At 46.9% G+C, this 16,526-nt stretch carries 15 protein-coding genes, 1 tRNA gene and 1 pseudogene; 6 read left to right on the forward strand and 11 right to left on the reverse strand.

Features of this window, described 5'->3' with window-relative positions; all coding sequences use genetic code 11:
• The first annotated feature begins 3 nt into the window (after nucleotides 1-3).
• Entirely contained in the window at nucleotides 4-1,767 is a 1,764-nt protein-coding gene (gene msbA / locus C2747_RS02315; protein WP_215332093.1) for a lipid A export permease/ATP-binding protein MsbA, read from the forward strand.
• A gap of 7 nt (nucleotides 1,768-1,774) precedes the next feature.
• Here the strand turns inward: msbA and rng are convergent, their stop codons facing one another.
• The 8 genes and pseudogenes from rng to C2747_RS02355 all read right to left on the reverse strand — a co-directional run bounded on the left by rng (nucleotide 1,775) and on the right by C2747_RS02355 (nucleotide 8,472).
• Complete coding sequence (gene rng / locus C2747_RS02320) at nucleotides 1,775-3,238, reverse strand: ribonuclease G (RefSeq protein WP_215332094.1); 1,464 nt, start codon at nucleotides 3,236-3,238, stop codon at nucleotides 1,775-1,777.
• Nucleotides 3,235-3,858, reverse strand: coding sequence for a Maf family protein (locus C2747_RS02325; RefSeq protein ID WP_215332095.1), 624 nt, complete (start codon nucleotides 3,856-3,858; stop codon nucleotides 3,235-3,237). Before C2747_RS02325 ends, rng begins: the two co-directional genes overlap by 4 nt.
• 7 nt (nucleotides 3,859-3,865) lie before the next feature.
• Nucleotides 3,866-4,309: a 23S rRNA (pseudouridine(1915)-N(3))-methyltransferase RlmH gene (rlmH, locus tag C2747_RS02330; RefSeq protein ID WP_215332096.1), complete on the reverse strand. Its 444-nt coding sequence runs from the start codon at nucleotides 4,307-4,309 to the stop codon at nucleotides 3,866-3,868.
• Nucleotides 4,310-4,322: 13 nt separating this feature from the next.
• Nucleotides 4,323-4,709: pseudogene (gene rsfS / locus C2747_RS02335) on the reverse strand (ribosome silencing factor); the annotation flags it as partial.
• A gap of 54 nt (nucleotides 4,710-4,763) precedes the next feature.
• Nucleotides 4,764-5,465 carry a nicotinate (nicotinamide) nucleotide adenylyltransferase gene (nadD, locus tag C2747_RS02340; RefSeq protein ID WP_215332098.1) on the reverse strand — a complete coding sequence of 234 codons (702 nt, stop codon included), beginning with the start codon at nucleotides 5,463-5,465 and terminating at the stop codon, nucleotides 4,764-4,766.
• Complete coding sequence (hemF, locus tag C2747_RS02345; RefSeq protein WP_215333043.1) at nucleotides 5,466-6,377, reverse strand: oxygen-dependent coproporphyrinogen oxidase; 912 nt, start codon at nucleotides 6,375-6,377, stop codon at nucleotides 5,466-5,468.
• A 50-nt stretch (nucleotides 6,378-6,427) separates the two neighbouring features.
• Nucleotides 6,428-7,705 (reverse strand): phosphoribosylamine--glycine ligase, encoded by a 1,278-nt coding sequence (gene purD, locus C2747_RS02350; RefSeq protein ID WP_215332099.1) that lies wholly within the window; start codon nucleotides 7,703-7,705, stop codon nucleotides 6,428-6,430.
• A 47-nt stretch (nucleotides 7,706-7,752) separates the two neighbouring features.
• A complete protein-coding gene (locus C2747_RS02355; RefSeq protein WP_215332100.1) occupies nucleotides 7,753-8,472 on the reverse strand; it encodes a YebC/PmpR family DNA-binding transcriptional regulator in 720 nt (239 codons plus the stop codon).
• Between the two features lie 141 nt (nucleotides 8,473-8,613).
• Between C2747_RS02355 and C2747_RS02360 the strand changes: the two genes are divergently transcribed.
• Nucleotides 8,614-8,698: transfer RNA gene (locus C2747_RS02360), tRNA-Leu, on the forward strand.
• A gap of 42 nt (nucleotides 8,699-8,740) precedes the next feature.
• On the opposite strand, the gene C2747_RS02365 is transcribed toward C2747_RS02360, so the two are convergent.
• From C2747_RS02365 to lptF, 3 genes are all read right to left on the reverse strand, one after another.
• Entirely contained in the window at nucleotides 8,741-9,682 is a 942-nt protein-coding gene (locus C2747_RS02365) for a CysB family HTH-type transcriptional regulator (protein ID WP_215332101.1), read from the reverse strand.
• Between the two features lie 61 nt (nucleotides 9,683-9,743).
• Entirely contained in the window at nucleotides 9,744-10,898 is a 1,155-nt protein-coding gene (gene lptG, locus C2747_RS02370) for an LPS export ABC transporter permease LptG (RefSeq protein WP_215332102.1), read from the reverse strand.
• Nucleotides 10,895-12,010: an LPS export ABC transporter permease LptF gene (lptF, locus tag C2747_RS02375; protein ID WP_215332103.1), complete on the reverse strand. Its 1,116-nt coding sequence runs from the start codon at nucleotides 12,008-12,010 to the stop codon at nucleotides 10,895-10,897. The genes lptG and lptF overlap by 4 nt, the downstream gene beginning before the upstream one ends.
• Nucleotides 12,011-12,134: 124 nt before the next feature.
• Here lptF and C2747_RS02380 point away from each other — a divergent pair, with 124 nt between their 5' ends.
• The 4 genes from C2747_RS02380 (at nucleotide 12,135) to C2747_RS02395 (ending at nucleotide 16,449) form a co-directional block, all read left to right on the forward strand.
• Complete coding sequence (locus C2747_RS02380; protein ID WP_433915510.1) at nucleotides 12,135-13,730, forward strand: leucyl aminopeptidase; 1,596 nt, start codon at nucleotides 12,135-12,137, stop codon at nucleotides 13,728-13,730.
• A 3-nt stretch (nucleotides 13,731-13,733) separates the two neighbouring features.
• On the forward strand, nucleotides 13,734-14,201 hold the full coding sequence (locus tag C2747_RS02385; RefSeq protein WP_215332106.1) for a DNA polymerase III subunit chi: 468 nt from the start codon (nucleotides 13,734-13,736) through the stop codon (nucleotides 14,199-14,201).
• Nucleotides 14,202-14,217: 16 nt separating this feature from the next.
• Nucleotides 14,218-15,015: a prolipoprotein diacylglyceryl transferase gene (gene lgt / locus C2747_RS02390; RefSeq protein ID WP_215332108.1), complete on the forward strand. Its 798-nt coding sequence runs from the start codon at nucleotides 14,218-14,220 to the stop codon at nucleotides 15,013-15,015.
• A gap of 159 nt (nucleotides 15,016-15,174) precedes the next feature.
• Nucleotides 15,175-16,449, forward strand: coding sequence for a malonyl-CoA decarboxylase (locus tag C2747_RS02395; protein ID WP_251374803.1), 1,275 nt, complete (start codon nucleotides 15,175-15,177; stop codon nucleotides 16,447-16,449).
• Nucleotides 16,450-16,526: the final 77 nt, after the last annotated feature.

Raw genomic sequence — 16,526 nt, forward strand, 5'->3', positions numbered from 1 at the left:
TATATGAATGCTCAAGACCGTACCGCCCTAAATCGCTTAATTCAGTACCTCAAGCCCCATATTGGCTTAATTATTGGCTCTTTATTGGCTATGGCGCTGGTTGCTGGCGCCGAAACCTCTATTCCAGCGCTCATGAAGCCTTTACTAGATCGTGGTTTTACAGGCCAGATGGATCAAAAACTCTGGCTGGTGCCAGTTTTCTTGGTCGGCCTAGCTTTTGTGCGGGGTATGGCGCAATTTTTATCTAGCTATCTTTTAAATCGTGTCATCAACACTGTTTTGCTGAAGATGCGCATGCAGATGTTTCAAGCTTTATTGCGTTCCAATACTACTTTTTTCCAAAAGAACTCTGCATCCAGCTTAATTAACGCGGTAGTTTTTGAGGTGAATAATGCCCTCTCCATTATGGGTGGCATGTTGATTAGCTTGGTACGTGATTCTCTTACCGTGATTGGATTGATTGGCTACTTGATTTACCTCAATTGGCAACTGACATTAGTAGTGCTGATGATTTTCCCAATCATTGCCTTCATCATTGGAAAGATTAATAAACGCTTGCGCTCACTCAATCGTGAGCAGCAGACTATGACAAGCGAGCTCGCCTATATTGTTGAAGAATCTGCTGCTGGGTACAAGATCGTGAAAGTGCATGGCGCAGAAGAGTATGAGATGGGTCGCTTTATGGAAAAAGCAGATCGCCTCCGCCAATTTGCCCTGAAATCAGCAGTTGCTGGTGGCTTAAACCAGCCAATTACTCAGCTCATCGCTTCTATGGCGTTATCGATCGTCTTGGTCATCGCCTTGATGCAGTCAGCTACTGAGGGAACGACAGTCGGTGGCTTTGCCTCTTTTATTACCGCCATGTTGTTGGTGATCTCGCCGATCAAGCATCTGGCTGATATTAATCAACCCTTGCAGCGCGGCTTAACTGCTGCGGAAATGATCTTCTCCCTGATGGATCAACCCTTCGAGGAAGATGAATCCCGCAAAGAGAATATGAAGCCTCTGGGCAAAGCCAAGGGCGCAATTCGGTTTGAAGATGTTGGCTTCTCCTATCAGCAAGAGGCTGGACGCAAAGATGCTCTTACTGGTGTGAATTTGAATATTAAGCCTGGTGAAGTGGTGGCCTTTGTCGGTCCATCTGGCGGTGGTAAATCTACGCTAGTTAATTTATTACCACGTTTCTTCAAACCAACTAGTGGGCAAATTTTCTTGGACGATATGCCACTCGAAGAGATTGTGCTAGCCGATGTCCGTAAACAGATTGCTTTTGTGAGTCAGGATGTCATTTTATTTAATGACAGTATTGCGGCAAACGTAGCCTATGGCGCTACCACTCAGGATGGTATTGATCGTGGGCGTGTCATGGAGGCGCTTGAGGCGGCAAACTTATCTGCACTCATGAAAGAAATGCCTGAAGGAATTGATACTCAAATTGGCGATAACGGCAATCGCCTATCTGGAGGTCAGCGTCAGCGTTTAGCTATTGCAAGAGCTATCTACAAAGATGCGCCTATTCTAATTTTGGATGAAGCAACCTCGGCATTGGATTCTGAATCAGAACGTCAAGTGCAAGATGCTTTAGAGCATCTGATGGCCGGCAGAACTACTTTAGTTATCGCCCATCGCCTATCAACCATTGAGCATGCGGATCGGATTGTGGTGCTAGAACATGGTCATGTGATTGAAAATGGTTCACATGAAGAATTAATTGCTAAGGATGGCTTATATGCCAACTTGCATCGCATTCAGTTTTCGAATGCTTAATCAATGATTAGCTGAGAACGATATCGTATTGTTCTTGGCGGAAGCTGCCTTCTGCCTGGAGTTTGATGGGCTTAGCAACAAAGTCACCTAACTGTGCCAAAAATTGATTCTCCTCCTCAAGGAAGAGATCAATCACATCAGGTGCTGCAACGATTCTAAATTCCCGGGGGTTAAATTGACGATGCTCTCGCACAATCTCTCGCAAAATCTCATAGCAAACCGTTTGTGCAGTTTTGATTTCACCTTTGCCTTGGCAGGTTGCGCAGGGCTCACAGGTAATATGGGCAAGGGATTCTCGAGTGCGTTTACGCGTCATCTCCACTAGACCTAGTGAGGAAAAGTCATTTACCGAGGTGCGTGCATGATCGCGTTCTAAATTACGCTTGAGTTCATGTAAAACCGATTCTTGATGGTCTTTGCTCAACATGTCGATAAAGTCAATGATGATGATGCCGCCAAGATTACGTAAGCGCAATTGGCGGGCAATAGCCTGGGCAGCTTCAAGATTGGTTTTAAAGACAGTGTCATCTAGATTGCGTGCGCCGACATAACTTCCGGTGTTGACATCAATCGTAGTCATCGATTCTGTTTGGTCGATCATCAGGTAACCACCCGATTTGAGATCCACTCTTCTGCCAAGTGCTTTATTAATTTCAGCATCGACATCAAACAAATCAAATAGGGCGCGCTCACCACGATGTAGCGTCAGTTTGTCCAATAGGTTTGGCATATACAGTGAAGCGAACCCTTTGAGCTTTTCAAAGTTCTCTGCTGAATCCACCCGAATTTTTATCGTTTCTTCACTAGCAAGGTCACGTAATACACGTTCAGCCAGGCTGAGATCCTGATAGAGCAAGCTAGGTGCGGCCTTGTGATTCACAGCCTCACGAATCTTTTCCCAGGTAGTACGCAGGTAATGCATGTCGTGCGTGAGCTCAGTATCGCTGGCATCTTGTGCGCTAGTGCGAACGATGATTCCACCTTTTTCATCGGCAGGCATCAGTCCTGCAAGGCGTGCCTTGATGGCTTCCCGCTCTTCAGGCTGATCAATTCTTTGGGAGACGCCAATATATTTCTCGGTGGCTGCATCCGTTCCCGCTGGCGGTAGATAAACCAAGTTCCGGCCAGCAATACTCAGTTGGGTGGTAAGACGCGCGCCTTTGGTTCCTAGGGGATCTTTCAGAACTTGAACCAAAACATTTTGGCCTTCAAAGAGCAGTTTTTCGATTTGGGCTTGAGGGTTATTTTGAGTAATGTCAGCAACATGCATAAATGCAGTGCGCTCTAAACCGATCTCAATGAAGGCGGACTGCATGCCAGGTAGCACGCGTACCACTTTAGCTAAATAGATATTGCCGACGATACCGCGTTGACGGGTACGCTCGATCTGAAGCTCTTGAACAGCGCCTTGCTGAATGAGTGCCACCCGTGTTTCTTGGGGGGTGATGTTGATTAGGATTTCTTCGTTCATATGCGGGCGACTTTAGCGAAATCTAATAATTGGTTAACTTCAAAGATAGGTAATCCCATGATACCGCTATAGCTGCCTTTAATTGAGGGAATAAAAGCCCTACCAAGACCTTGAATACCATATGCCCCAGCCTTGCCAAAGGGCTCGCCACTCTGAATATAAGCATCAATTTGAGCTTCAGTTAAATGGGTAAATTCCACCTCGGATACTTGTACCAAGCACAGGGGATTTGTTTTGGGATCAATTGTGAGCACCACTGCAGTTAAGACCTCATGTACTTTGCCGCTGAGCATTTTTAGAATACGCGCAGCATCAGAAGCGTCATGAGGTTTCCCAAGAATTTCACCATTTGGATTGCCAGGTAGGCTGACGGTAGTGTCTGCACACAAGATGGGCGCCCAAGGTTTGCCGCTGTTTTGCCACCTGGCTAAGGCAATAGCACTTTTTGCAAAGGTAACTCGCTCTACGTAAGTGCGCGCCTTTTCATTTGGGAATGGTGTCTCAAAAGTTTCCGTATCTTCACCAGGTGCTGCAACCAGCATCTCAAAATTGACGCCAATTTGCTTGAGCAGTTCTTGGCGTCGTGGACTTTGTGAGGCAAGGTAAATATAAGAAAACATGAATAACTTACTCGCGGTGATAGGGGTGGCCTTGCAAAATAGTCCAGGCTCGATAGAGCTGCTCCACCAATAAGACTCTTGCCATGGCATGTGGCAGAGTCAGGCTCGAGAGGCGCCACATCGCTTGGGCATTCTCCTTGAGACTGGAGTCGAGCCCATCAGCGCCGCCAATCAAAAAAGTGATGTCAAAGCCTTCTTGTCGCCAGCTTGCCAACTGCGTAGCTAGATTCTGAGTGGTTTGATCTTTGCCACGCTCATCAAGTGCAATTACCCTAGAGCCTTTCGGAATGGCTGCTGCGATTTTGATGGCTTCTTTGGCTGGACTGAGATCAGGCTTGATCTCTTTGATTTCAATGCTGCAATCTGCAGGCATGCGCTTCATGTAATCATGGGTTGCAGTTGCAACCCATTCTGGCATTTTGTGACCAACAGAAACAATCGTTAAACGCATTGTTAAGAAATTAATCTTCGTCGTCTGGTTCGCTTGCTTTCACCAGCCCCTTATCTGCTGCTAACTTCACTCGTACAGGTTTAGCTCCCCACATGCCTTCAAGCTGATAGTAAGCACGCAATGCAGGCTGCAAAATATGAACTACGATATCGCCGCAATCAACCAGTACCCACTCGCCAGTCTCCAGGCCTTCAACGGAGATCACTTCACCACCTTTAGTATTGACAGCCTCTTTAACGGACATAGCTAGCGATCTAGTCTGACGGTTGGAGGTACCGGTGGCGATGATGACGCGATCAAATAGCTCGCTGAGCTTAGTGGTGTCATACACACGAATGTCCTGCGCTTTGACATCTTCGAGTGCATCAATCACGACGCGTTGTAATTTTGTTAAGTCCATAGTTTCTTTAGTATTTTTCTGAGAATTTTGAATATAAGGGTGATCTTAGCCTGATTACTTGTACAGACCTAAATTTGTAATGATTTCTAAAGCATGAGACGGAATGCGCTCGGCAATATCACTGCGAGAAGCGCTTTTCAGCTGATTTCGAAGCTTTGTGGATGAAAGGTCTATTGCAAGACTGTTATCTAAGAAGATGCGGCCAAAGAGGCTTTTTTCAAGTGCGCTTGTATCAATACATTGATGCTTTTCTAATAAAGTCTTCATTTCAGGGCTGATTTGGGTCGAGAGCTCATGGTGAGGTCTGCTTGCCACCGCGAAATTAACAAAGTCTAGTAATTGATCCCAGGACTTCCAGGAGGGAAGATTGATCAGAGAGTCGGCGCCCATTAACCAAGTGATGTTGACCTGAGGGCCAAAGCGCTCTCTCAGGGCTTTGGCTGTATCGATTGCATAGCTTGGGCCTGAACGATCAATTTCGATGCGATCAACCCCAATTTGAGTCGGTACTTTGAGATACAGCAATGCCCTAGCTAAATCAATGCCCGCCGCTTCAGTGAGTTCAAGACGAATTTCTGAAGGTGTGATGCCAGAGTTTTTTTGCCAGGGCTCGCCACTAGGAATGAGAAGCAAGGTGTCAAGGTGCAGAAGCTTTGCAAAATGTATGGCCAGTTTAAGGTGGCCAAGATGTGGCGGGTCAAAAGTGCCGCCCAGAATGCCAATTTTTTTTGGAGTGTCCAAGTCTACTGACATCATTTAGGCAAGCCAGTCGCGCGGCTTCAGGTAGTAGTCGTATAACTTTGCCTCTGGCGTTCCTGGTTTTGGCTGATAGTTGTACCACCACTGCACTACAGGTGGCATAGACATTAAGATAGATTCTGTTCGTCCGCCAGAGTGCAGGCCAAAGATGGTGCCTCGGTCGAATAGCAGGTTGTACTCCACATAACGACCACGACGGTATTCTTGAAACGCTTTTTCCTCGGGCGTAAAGCTGTCTCGATAACGGCGCTCCACAATCGGTAAGTAAGCATCAATAAAGGCATCGCCAACAGCGCGCGTCATGGCAAAGCTTTGCTCAAAACCCAGTTCATTGAAGTCGTCAAAGAATATGCCGCCAATACCGCGAGGCTCTTCACGATGTTTGAGATAAAAATATTCATCACACCATTTTTTGAATCGTGGATGTAGCTCTTTGCCAAATGGGTCTAAAGCATCTTTAGCGGTCTGATGGAAGTGTTTGCAGTCCTCATCAACACCATAGTAGGGGGTAAGATCAAAGCCACCTCCAAACCACCAAACTGGCTCTTTATCAGGAGCTTGCGCGATAAAGCAGCGCACATTCATATGGGTGGTTGGTGCCTTGGGATTGTTTGGATGAAACACCAAGGAAACACCCATAGCCTCAAAGCTACGTCCAGCCACTTCGGGGCGATGGTGTGAGGCTGAAGGAGGCATTTGATCGCCGCGAACATGAGAAAAACCTATACCACCTTTTTCCAATATATTGCCGCCATCTAAAGTACAAGTGCGCCCATAACCCCGCAGCTTGCTATCCTCTGGCTTCTCCCAGGCATCTGCTACAAAGGCTTTGCCATCGAGTGCACTCATTGCAGTAGTGATGCGATCTTGCAGGCCTAAAAAGTAAGCTTCTAATTCTGCAATATTAATTTGAGTTTGTTCAGTGGATGACAAGGATGAAAAGTCCTTCGTAGTTAAAGTTATTTCACTGCCCGATAGCCAATATCTTTGCGATATTGCATGCCATCGAATTGGATCTGAGTAATCGCTTCATATGCTTTTTGTTGCGCACCGCGAACGGTATCCGATAGACCTACGACGCACATGACGCGACCGCCAGAGGTGACTAACTTCCCATCTTGCAACTTAGTACCAGCATGAAAAGTCAATTGATCTTCAGTATCAGTAGGGACGCCTGTAATCACATCGCCATTACGTGGAGTATCAGGGTAGTTATGAGCTGCTAGTACCACGCCTAGTGCGGTGCGACGATCCCACTCCAGATCCACTTCATTGAGTGTGCCGTCAACAGCATGATCTAGCGCATTAACGAGATCACTACGTAGGCGTGCCATGATGGGCTGTGTTTCTGGATCACCCATGCGGCAATTAAATTCTAAAGTCTTGATCTTGCCGTCGGGAGAAATCATGAGCCCCGCATAAAGGAAGCCGGTGTATGGAATGCCATCAGCTTCCATGCCTTTAACGGTAGGCATGATGACTTCGCGTAAGGCACGTGCATGAATTTCTGGGGTAACAACTGGAGCAGGGGAGTAAGCACCCATGCCGCCGGTATTGGGGCCTTGATCGCCATCGAGCAAGCGTTTGTGATCTTGACTAGTGGCTAAGGCTAAAACATGTTTGCCATCTACAAGAACAATAAAGCTTGCTTCTTCACCTGTCAGAAATTCTTCAATGATCACGCGTGCGCCGGCATTTCCGAGTTTGTTGTCAGCCAGCATCATGTCCACGGCTGCATGAGCTTCTGCTAAATCCATTGCAACAACTACACCTTTTCCAGCGGCTAGACCATCGGCCTTAATGACAATCGGTGCACCTTTGGCATCAATGTAAGCATGTGCTTCTAATGCATTTGAAAAAGTCTGATACTCCGCTGTCGGGATGCCATGACGTTTCATGAACGCTTTAGAGAAATCCTTGGAAGACTCTAATTGAGCGGCTAACTGAGTAGGCCCAAAGATGCGTAAGCCATGGTTGCGAAAGACATCCACGATACCGGCAGCCAATGGTGCCTCAGGACCCACTACGGTGAGGTGAATTTTTTCACGCTTAGCAAAGTCCGCCAATTCTTGAAGGTCGGAGATCGGGAGATTTTGAATGCCGGCTACGGTTTGTTTTGCAGTGGCTGTGCCGCCATTGCCTGGTGCTAAATATACAGTTTGAACTTGTGGAGATTGCGCTAGTTTCCATGCCAATGCATGTTCGCGACCACCAGAACCAATTAAAAGAATTTTCATAAAGTGCTAAAAGATATATTAATAAGTAATGTTTAAAAGCTGGCCATTTACAAAGAGGCGTTTGTAAATACTTCTTGAACGTCATCCAAGTTCTCAAGCGCGTCTAATAGTTTTTGCATGCTCTCTGCTTGATCACCTACGACTTCAGTTTCAGTTTCGGGGCGCATCGTGACTGTTGCGAGTTCTGCTTTTAAGCCCGCTTGATTGAGTGCGTCCTGCACCTTAGGAAATTCAGGCACTGGGGTGAGTACCTCAAGTGAGCCATCATCATGGGTGATGACATCTTCTGCGCCAGCATCTAGTGCGATCTCCATGAGTTGATCTTCATTGGTGCCTGGAGCAAACAACATTTGACCGCAGTGTTTGAACATAAAGGCAACCGAACCTTCGGCGCCCATATTGCCACCATTTTTTGCAAATGCATGGCGCACTTCAGCAACAGTACGGGTACGGTTATCCGTTAAGCAATCAACAATGATGGCCGCACCATTGTGACCGTAACCTTCATAACGAATTTCCTCGTAGTTAACGCCTTCCAAAGAACCTGTACCGCGCTGAATTGCCCGCTGTACGTTGTCATTCGGCATATTGGCATCCTTAGCCTTATCGATCGCAAGGCGTAAACGGGGGTTCGTGGCAATATCGCCGCCGCCCAATTTAGCTGCAACCGTGATTTCTTTAATGAGTTTGGTCCAAATCTTGCCGCGCTTTTCGTCTTGACGTCCTTTGCGGTGCTGAATGTTGGCCCATTTCGAATGGCCGGCCATACGGGTAAGTCCTTTTGAGTAATGTGGCTTGAAGACCTTATTTTAAGGTCTTCTGAGGCTAAGAATGGGGGTCCTACAACTTTTTTGTTACACTCTCACCTCTTAGTAAGCTTCAATGCAGTATTTCCACTGCAAACACCTGCCCCGGTGATGGAATTGGTAGACGTGCCGGACTCAAAATCCGGTGCCGCAAGGCGTGGCGGTTCAAGTCCGCCCCGGGGCACCATCTCAATTAGGCTGTTATTCACGCCCCGAGATGTTCTAAATCTTAAATCTCGTAAGTTTCCGATTCACTATTCATTGCTTGCTCAACAATTTTCTTGGTGAGCGTTGGTGAAAACAGTTCAATGAAGGTGTAGACGAAAGAGCGTAAATAGGCGCCTTGCTTTACACCCAGATGTGTCACGTTGTTACCAAACAAGTGCCCAACTGGAATGACTCGCAGATTGCGATCTCGGTCTGCGTCATAAGCTAATCCCGCAACGATGCCCACGCCCATCCCCGTCTCTACATAAGTCTTGATCACATCCGCATCAATTGCTTCCAAAATAATATCGGGGCTGAGATTGCGTTGTGCAAAAGCAGCATCAATCTTGCTGCGACCCGCAAATGCTTTGTCGTAGGTAATTAGCGGGTACTTCGCAATCTCTTCTAGCGTGATTGTGGATTGATTGAGGAGTGGGTGGCTTAGTGGCACCATGATGACGTGGTGCCACTGGTAGCCTGGAAGCGCCAGTACACCTGGGGTATTGGCAATGCCTTCAGTGGCAATTGCAATATCAGCGCGGTCATGAATGAGTAGCTCCGCAATTTGACCTGGGTTCCCTTGCTGAATACTGACTCGTACTTTTGGAAAGCGTTTTGTGAATTCAGTCAGTACTTTAGGTAAGGCATAACGCGCCTGAGTATGGGTGGTGGCAATCACAAAGTTACCCTGATCTTGACTGGCAAAATCTTTGCCCACTCTTCTTAAGGTTTCCACTTCATCCAGTATTCGCTCAATGGAAACGAGGATGCGCTTGCCAGGTTCGGTGAGGGAGCGAATGCGTTTGCCGTGGCGTCGGAATATTTCTACGCCAAGCTCATCCTCCAGCTCAATGATGGCCTTGGAGACCCCAGGCTGAGACGTAAAGAGCGCCTTGGCGGCCGAGGTGAGATTAAAGTTTTGCCTGACGGCTTCACGAACAAATCGAAATTGGTGCAAATTCATAGGATTCCATTCTTTATATCAACCACGATATAGGAATCAAATTCTATATGATTTTGGGGTATTAAGCTCTAGAGACCCAACGTAAACCTACTATCGCCAAAATAAAATACAGCAGCGGTGGTGTGAGGGCAGTCAGCAATGCCGGCCATGATCCTAAAAGCCCCACATTGGAGAAGAGAGAATTAAAAAGCTGGAAGCTCATGCCCAGCATGATGCCGCCAAATACCTTAATGCCAACGCTGCCTGCCCGAACCTTTAAGTAGGCAAATGGCAAAGCCAGCGCCAGCATGACAAAGATCGTAAATGGATAAATTACTTTTTTCCAAAAGGCAATGGAATGCCTTTGCGCATCTTGTTTGTTATCTCTTAAGTGAGAAATGAACCGACCCAAACTAAAGATCGACATTTTTTCTGGACTAACTAAAAGTACGCTCAAAATTTGTGGAGTGACTTCGGAATCTAAACTAACAATTGGGTGTGAGAAAGTTTGCGCTGAATAGACTGGGTTGAGTGGGTCGGTCTGCTTGGTTTCTTTGAAGCGAGTTTCTGTGACATCATCCAGAATCCAAGTTCCAGTTTGATCAAAGCGTCCAGATGCAGCACTCCGAATAGAGAGTAGGCGATAGGCATCATCAAACTCATACATGCGAATATTTTTGATTTCGTTGCCTTGTTCAATTTTGCCAACGTTGACATAGCGAACTCCCGGCCTAATTGGCCCACTACCGTCCTCATCACGTAAGCGATCTTTTACCCACACTCCAGTTTTAAATTGCGAGCTATAGGATGAACCCAAAGCCTTCATACGAATTTGGTCAGATAAGTTTTCTGTGTACGGTCCAAGCCATTCACTCATCGCGAGCGTAGCAATAACTAAAGGCAGTGAAATCTTCGCGAGAGTTGTTAATCCCCTGCGCATATCTAATCCAGCAATACGTAAGATGGTGAACTCAGATTGACTTGCCAGCATTGCAAATACGTAGATGCTGCCAATCAAACCGGCGATGGGAATAATTTCAGAAATGCGGCTTGGTGCTTTCAATAAAACATGCAGCAAGGCTAGTGGCAAGGTGTATTGACCCTTAACTGAACCAAGCTCACTGAGGATGTCAAAAAATAAGAACAGTGCAACTAAGGCAAAGAGAATGAAGCCAAAGGCAGCATAAATTTGCCTGGCTAAATAGCGTTCAAAAATATAGGGGAATAGGTATTTCATCTATTAGCCAAGAACGCAGGTAGCTGACGGCGCCACCATTTCAACGATGGATTAATACGATTACGAATGAGTAAAAAAGCCATGCCAAAAGCGAGGACATGTATGGGCCAAGCCGCCACCCAAACATTCACCTTGCCTTGCGACACAAAGTTTTGCGTGAGGTTTAAGAGGTTGCTGTAAATGAGGTATATCAACACCGCATAAAACATGGCTGTGTAATTGCCTAACCTTGGATTGACATAGGCAAGCGGGATCGCTATTAATACAAGCCCAAGAGCCATTAGTGGCAAACCGATCCTCCACAGCAATTCAGCGCGATTGGGATTAATGGCGGACGCATTGGGATCATTTAACAACTCAGATACGGATTTTTCGCGATCACGCGGCGCTGGATCGAGTGCACTCTTGTTTTGGATTTGGGTGCTGTATTCCGCGAACTCCAGAATCCTAAAATCAGGCTGTGTTGGCATTCCTTCATAGCGCCGGCCATTATTGAGCACTATGGATTTACCGCTACCCTCTGTATTCTCAATAAATCCGGTAGAGGCAACGGCGACACTCAAGCGACCATTTTTGGTTTCTGCGGCAAAGATATTTTTCACTTCTTTTTTATTGATATCTAACTCTTCAATGAAAAATACGCGCTCGGCTTTGGCCGATTCTCTAAACTGGCCAGCAGCAACCATGGAGACATCACTTCGTTGCTGAAAGCGCTGGCTAATGAGGGTGGATTCGCGGTTAGCCCAGGGCCAAACAAAGAGGGCTAAGAGCGCAATGATGACGATGAGCGGCGCTGCAAAACGCAGAATGGGTCGAATGAGGCTGGCAATACTGAGGCCGCTAGCAAACCAAACAATCATTTCTGAGTCTTTGTACCAACGCACTAGCACCATGAGAACAGCCACAAAGAGGGAGACTGTCAAAAGAACGGCCATATAGCCTAGAGTAGCCAGTGCAATGAGGACTAGCGCATCCTCTGGATTGACGGCACCATTGGCTGCAAAGCCCAGAATTCGGATAACCAGAGTAGTAATCATGATGGTTACCAGGACCAAAAAAACGCCACCAGTCGTAAAACTGAGTTCGCGGCGAAGGGCTTGGTGAAAAATCATGAATAAATGGTGAGTTCACTGTTATTGGCCCACTCAAGATGTGAACCTGCATCTCGGAGGATAATGGATAAACACCCTTTTTTTCCCTTGAATTGACTTAAAAATACCTCAAGACATCATGACTATCCAATTTAGCACCAAGATTTTCGCGCAAGCCGATCTGAATAACCCTAAGCAACTCAAAGCAAGCTTAGCCACTTTATTGGCGCAGAGCTCAGACTGCTTAGTTTTGGCCTACACAAAGGCGGACTTAGATGCTTTAGCAACAGCCAAATCCAAATCTGGACTCTTAGTCGAGCTGGATCGTCTGCTTGGCGGTTCTGTCACCCATGCTAATCTTGTTGGCGACCTCGATACTCAGCAGGCTTCTACCTGTGTAATTCGTGCTGAAAAGTCTTGGGCCACATCTGGAGTGAAAGTAAAACGCGTTCTCTTGGTATCTTTGGGTGACATTGCTCCAGCTAGTGCACGTAGCCTGAGCTCATATTCAAAAATTGCGCGCGCCACATTGAAGCAGCTCAGCGGTGGCTCTATTCAGAGTGCCTTGTGGTTTATTCCGAGTTTCGCTTTGGGTCATCGTGCAGAGTTCATTGCCGAAGAGGTGCGCTTGACCATTCAGTATGCTGGCGACCAGGCATATCGCTTTGGGGTTCGCCAACCGGCCATGAAGTTCAAGGCCAAAGATAAAGCGGATACGTTTAACCATCTCACTTTTGCAGGAAATGATACTTGCGCTAAAGAGCTCAAGGCTGCAGTACCAGAGGGTGCGGCAATGGTTGAGGGTATGAACTTAGCTAAAGACTTAGGTAATTTGCCCCCCAATATTTGTACGCCAACTTATCTAGGTAAGGCAGCGCAAGGCTTAAGTAAAAAGACTGGATTAAAGGTTGAGGTTTTAGGTCGTAAGCAAATTGAAGCCTTAGGTATGGGTTCATTTTTATCTGTAGCCCAAGGTTCAGATACGCCACCACAATTTATTGTGATGCGTCACCTCGGTGGCAAAGTAGGTGATGCTCCGATTGTGTTGGTGGGCAAGGGCATTACCTTTGACACCGGTGGTATTTCTCTTAAGCCTGGTGAGGCGATGGATGAGATGAAGTACGACATGTGCGGCGCAGCCTCCGTGATTGGCACGATGTACGCTACAGCTTTAATGAAGTTGAAAAGGAATGTCATTGGTGTGATTCCTACTTGTGAAAATATGCCTTCCGGTAATGCCACTCGCCCTGGCGATATTGTGAAGAGCATGTCGGGGCAAACAATTGAGATTCTCAATACCGACGCCGAGGGTCGCTTGATCCTGTGTGATGCTTTAACTTATGTTGAGCGCTTCAAGCCTAAAGCGGTGATTGATGTAGCCACCTTAACTGGCGCCTGCATCATTGCATTGGGCCATGTGCATAGCGGAGTATTTTCTGATGACGAGGGTTTAGTTAATTCACTCACGAAGGCAGGCCACGCCTCATTAGATACTGTATGGCGTTTGCCTTTGGATGCGGCCTATCACGAACAGTTGAAATCGAACTTTGCAGATGTAGCCAATATTGGTGGACGTCCAGCAGGTAGTGTGACCGCAGCCTGTTTCTTATCGCGCTTCACCGAAAAATACAAATGGGCTCACTTGGATATCGCCGGCACCGCTTGGAAGAGTGGCGCTGCCAAAGGTTCAACTGGACGCCCAGTTCCCTTGCTCGTGAATTATTTGCTAGAGCAAAAGTAATTCATGGCTCGGATTGATTTTCATAGCAACGTGAGCGATAAGCTGGAGTACGCTTGTCGCTTAACGCGCAAGATCTGGAGTGCCACACCTGCTGGCGAGCCTGTGCGCAATATCGTGATGGTGGGCGAGAAAGCGGATCTCAAAAAGTTGGATGAATTACTGTGGGCATTTAGTGCAACGGATTTCTTGCCACATTGCTTGATTGAAGATGAAACAGCAATCGATACACCTATTTTGCTGACAGATGATTTTCTGTCACCCGCTTTATCCCACCTTCCTCATGCAGATGTGTTGATCCATTTGGGAATGCGTATGCCATCTGACGTTCCAGGTTTACTTGCTCGCTTTCCTCGCATCGTTGAGGTTGTGACTGTTGACGAAGCAGAGCGCCTTGCTGGTCGTGAACGTTACAAAGCCTATCGTGACTTAGGTCACGAGCTGCATAACTTCGATCAATCTAAAGCGGGATGATGATTAGTCTCTCAGTATGTTGATTCATCCCGAATTTGATCCTGCTGTCATTCGCATTGGCTCATTTGCCATCCACTGGTATGGCTTGATGTATCTCTTGGCGTTTACTCAATTCTTATTGCTGGGTCGTTTGCGTATTCGCATTCCGCGATACCAATCTTTGGGTTGGTCGTATAAAGACCTTGAAGATCTTTTGTTTGTTGGTGTCTTAGGCGTGGTGCTTGGTGGGCGTTTGGGTTACACCTTGTTCTATATGCCAGGCTACTACTTTGCAAATCCTCTGAGTGTCTTCAAGATTTGGGAAGGCGGCATGTCTTTTCATGGCGGGCTCCTGGGCGTTTTGCTTGCTTTATTTTGGTTTGCCTATCGCCGTAAGGTTTCATTCTTTGTTGTCAGTGATTTAGTTGCGCCACTGGTTCCATTTGGCTTGGCGTTTGGTCGCTTGGGTAATTTTATTAATGGCGAGCTGTGGGGAAGGCCGACAGACTTACCTTGGGCTATGGTTTTCCCAATGGTTGACTCAATTCCCCGTCACCCCTCTCAGATTTACCAGTTTTTCGGTGAGGGGATTTGCTTGGGCATCATCCTTTGGATCTATTCCAGTAAGCCGCGCAGGGTGGGGCAGATTTCAGGTTTATTTTTGCTGGGTTACGGAGTTTGCCGTTTCTTGGCAGAATTTGCCCGCGAGCCTGACGCTTTCTTGGGGCTCCTTGGTCTTGGTCTTTCCATGGGTCAGTGGCTTTCTGCGCCCATGATCATTTTCGGAATTTACCTTATAGTGAGAGTAAATACGAAAACAGGCGCTTATCAGTAGTTAAAAATCCTATTTTCTGGGTCTTTTGTAGTTAATTTCTCGAAGTTAACTGGATTGCTCGGAAAAGCAGTGAAATTCCACTGAATCTGCCTAATTTCAGACTATCTCTACCTCAATCGAAAGTAATTCATGCTGGAAAAGCTCACTAAAGCTCGAAATTTGTCTAAGGCAAATAACGCCATCAAGCGTTTGATATCGGAGCGAGGAGAATCGAATGCGCTCAGCATGGCAGATGACGTGGTTAACAACTACCGTAAGTTGTCAAAAGATCAATACGTCTCATTTTTTACTTTTTTGTTTGAGAAGCTTAATCCTCAAGCTGATGCAGTGCTGAAAGCGGCGCAAAATTTTGTAGCTGACTCTAATGCACGTAATTACATCCAGTTGCAAAAAGTGTCTGAATCTCCTCGTCAAGAATTCTTCCGCCGCTTAAATCGTGCCAGCCACGGTACTGCAGCTGTAGTGCAAATGCGCCGTGATTTATTGCAGCTATTAGATAAAAAGCCTGAGTTAGCTGCTGTGGATTTTGATATGCGCCACTTACTGTCTTCTTGGTTTAATCCGGGGTTTCTGAAGATGCATCAGGTTGACTGGAAGTCCCCTGCAGAGGTGCTTGAGAAGCTAATTCAACATGAGGCAGTGCATGCCATTGATGGTTGGGATGACCTGCGCCGCCGCCTGCAGCCTGATCGTCGTTGCTTTGCCTTCTTTCATCCACAACTTCCCAGTGAGCCCCTCATTTTTGTGGAGGTGGCGCTCCTACCTGAGATTCCAACGGTGATCACACCATTGGTTAATAAAAAAGCAGAAACAGTAGATCAGGCCTCCCAATACAAAGTCGCCGTTTTTTATTCGATTAGCAATTGCGAGTCTGGACTTCGCGGTGTGTCGATGGGTAACTTTTTAATTAAGCGGGTAGCCGAGCAGTTGCATGCCGAGTTCCCTGGAATAAAAACTTTTGTGACTTTGTCGCCTATTCCAGGATTCATGGATTGGGTGGCTGCTGGTGCGAATTTAGGTGATGGTGTCCCAGCTGATAGATTGAAGCCAAACCTCAGGGTGGCGCGAGATGCTGCTTTAGCCGTACTGGGGCTTGAGAGTCAATCCTGGAGTGAGAGATTGTCAGGTGGGTGGCATCCCGATCTAGCTTCCGAAAAAGAAAAAACGGCTTTATTGAGTTTGGCGAGTATGTATTTAGGCTTGGCCTCTACCGGGCGCGATGGTAACCCAGTGGCGAAGTTTCATTTGGGTAATGGTGCCAAATTGCATCTAGTGAACTGGGCGGGCGATCTATCACGCAAAGGCTTGCGTCAATCTGCCGGCTTGATGGTCAACTACCTTTATGACCTAGGAAGCGTGGAGGATAACCATGAGCGCTTTGCCAACGGTGAAATCGTGTATTCCAGGGCTGTTGGTAAGTTAATGGCCCCCTAGCACTTTCCCTTAGGTGGATTTTTGCGGCAAGCCTTAAGTGCCCTTAAAATAGGTGCTGTATTTATAAATATGAAGTC

The sequence above is a fragment of the Polynucleobacter corsicus genome, from assembly GCF_018688255.1.
GTDB classification, from domain to species: Bacteria; Pseudomonadota; Gammaproteobacteria; order Burkholderiales; family Burkholderiaceae; genus Polynucleobacter; species Polynucleobacter corsicus.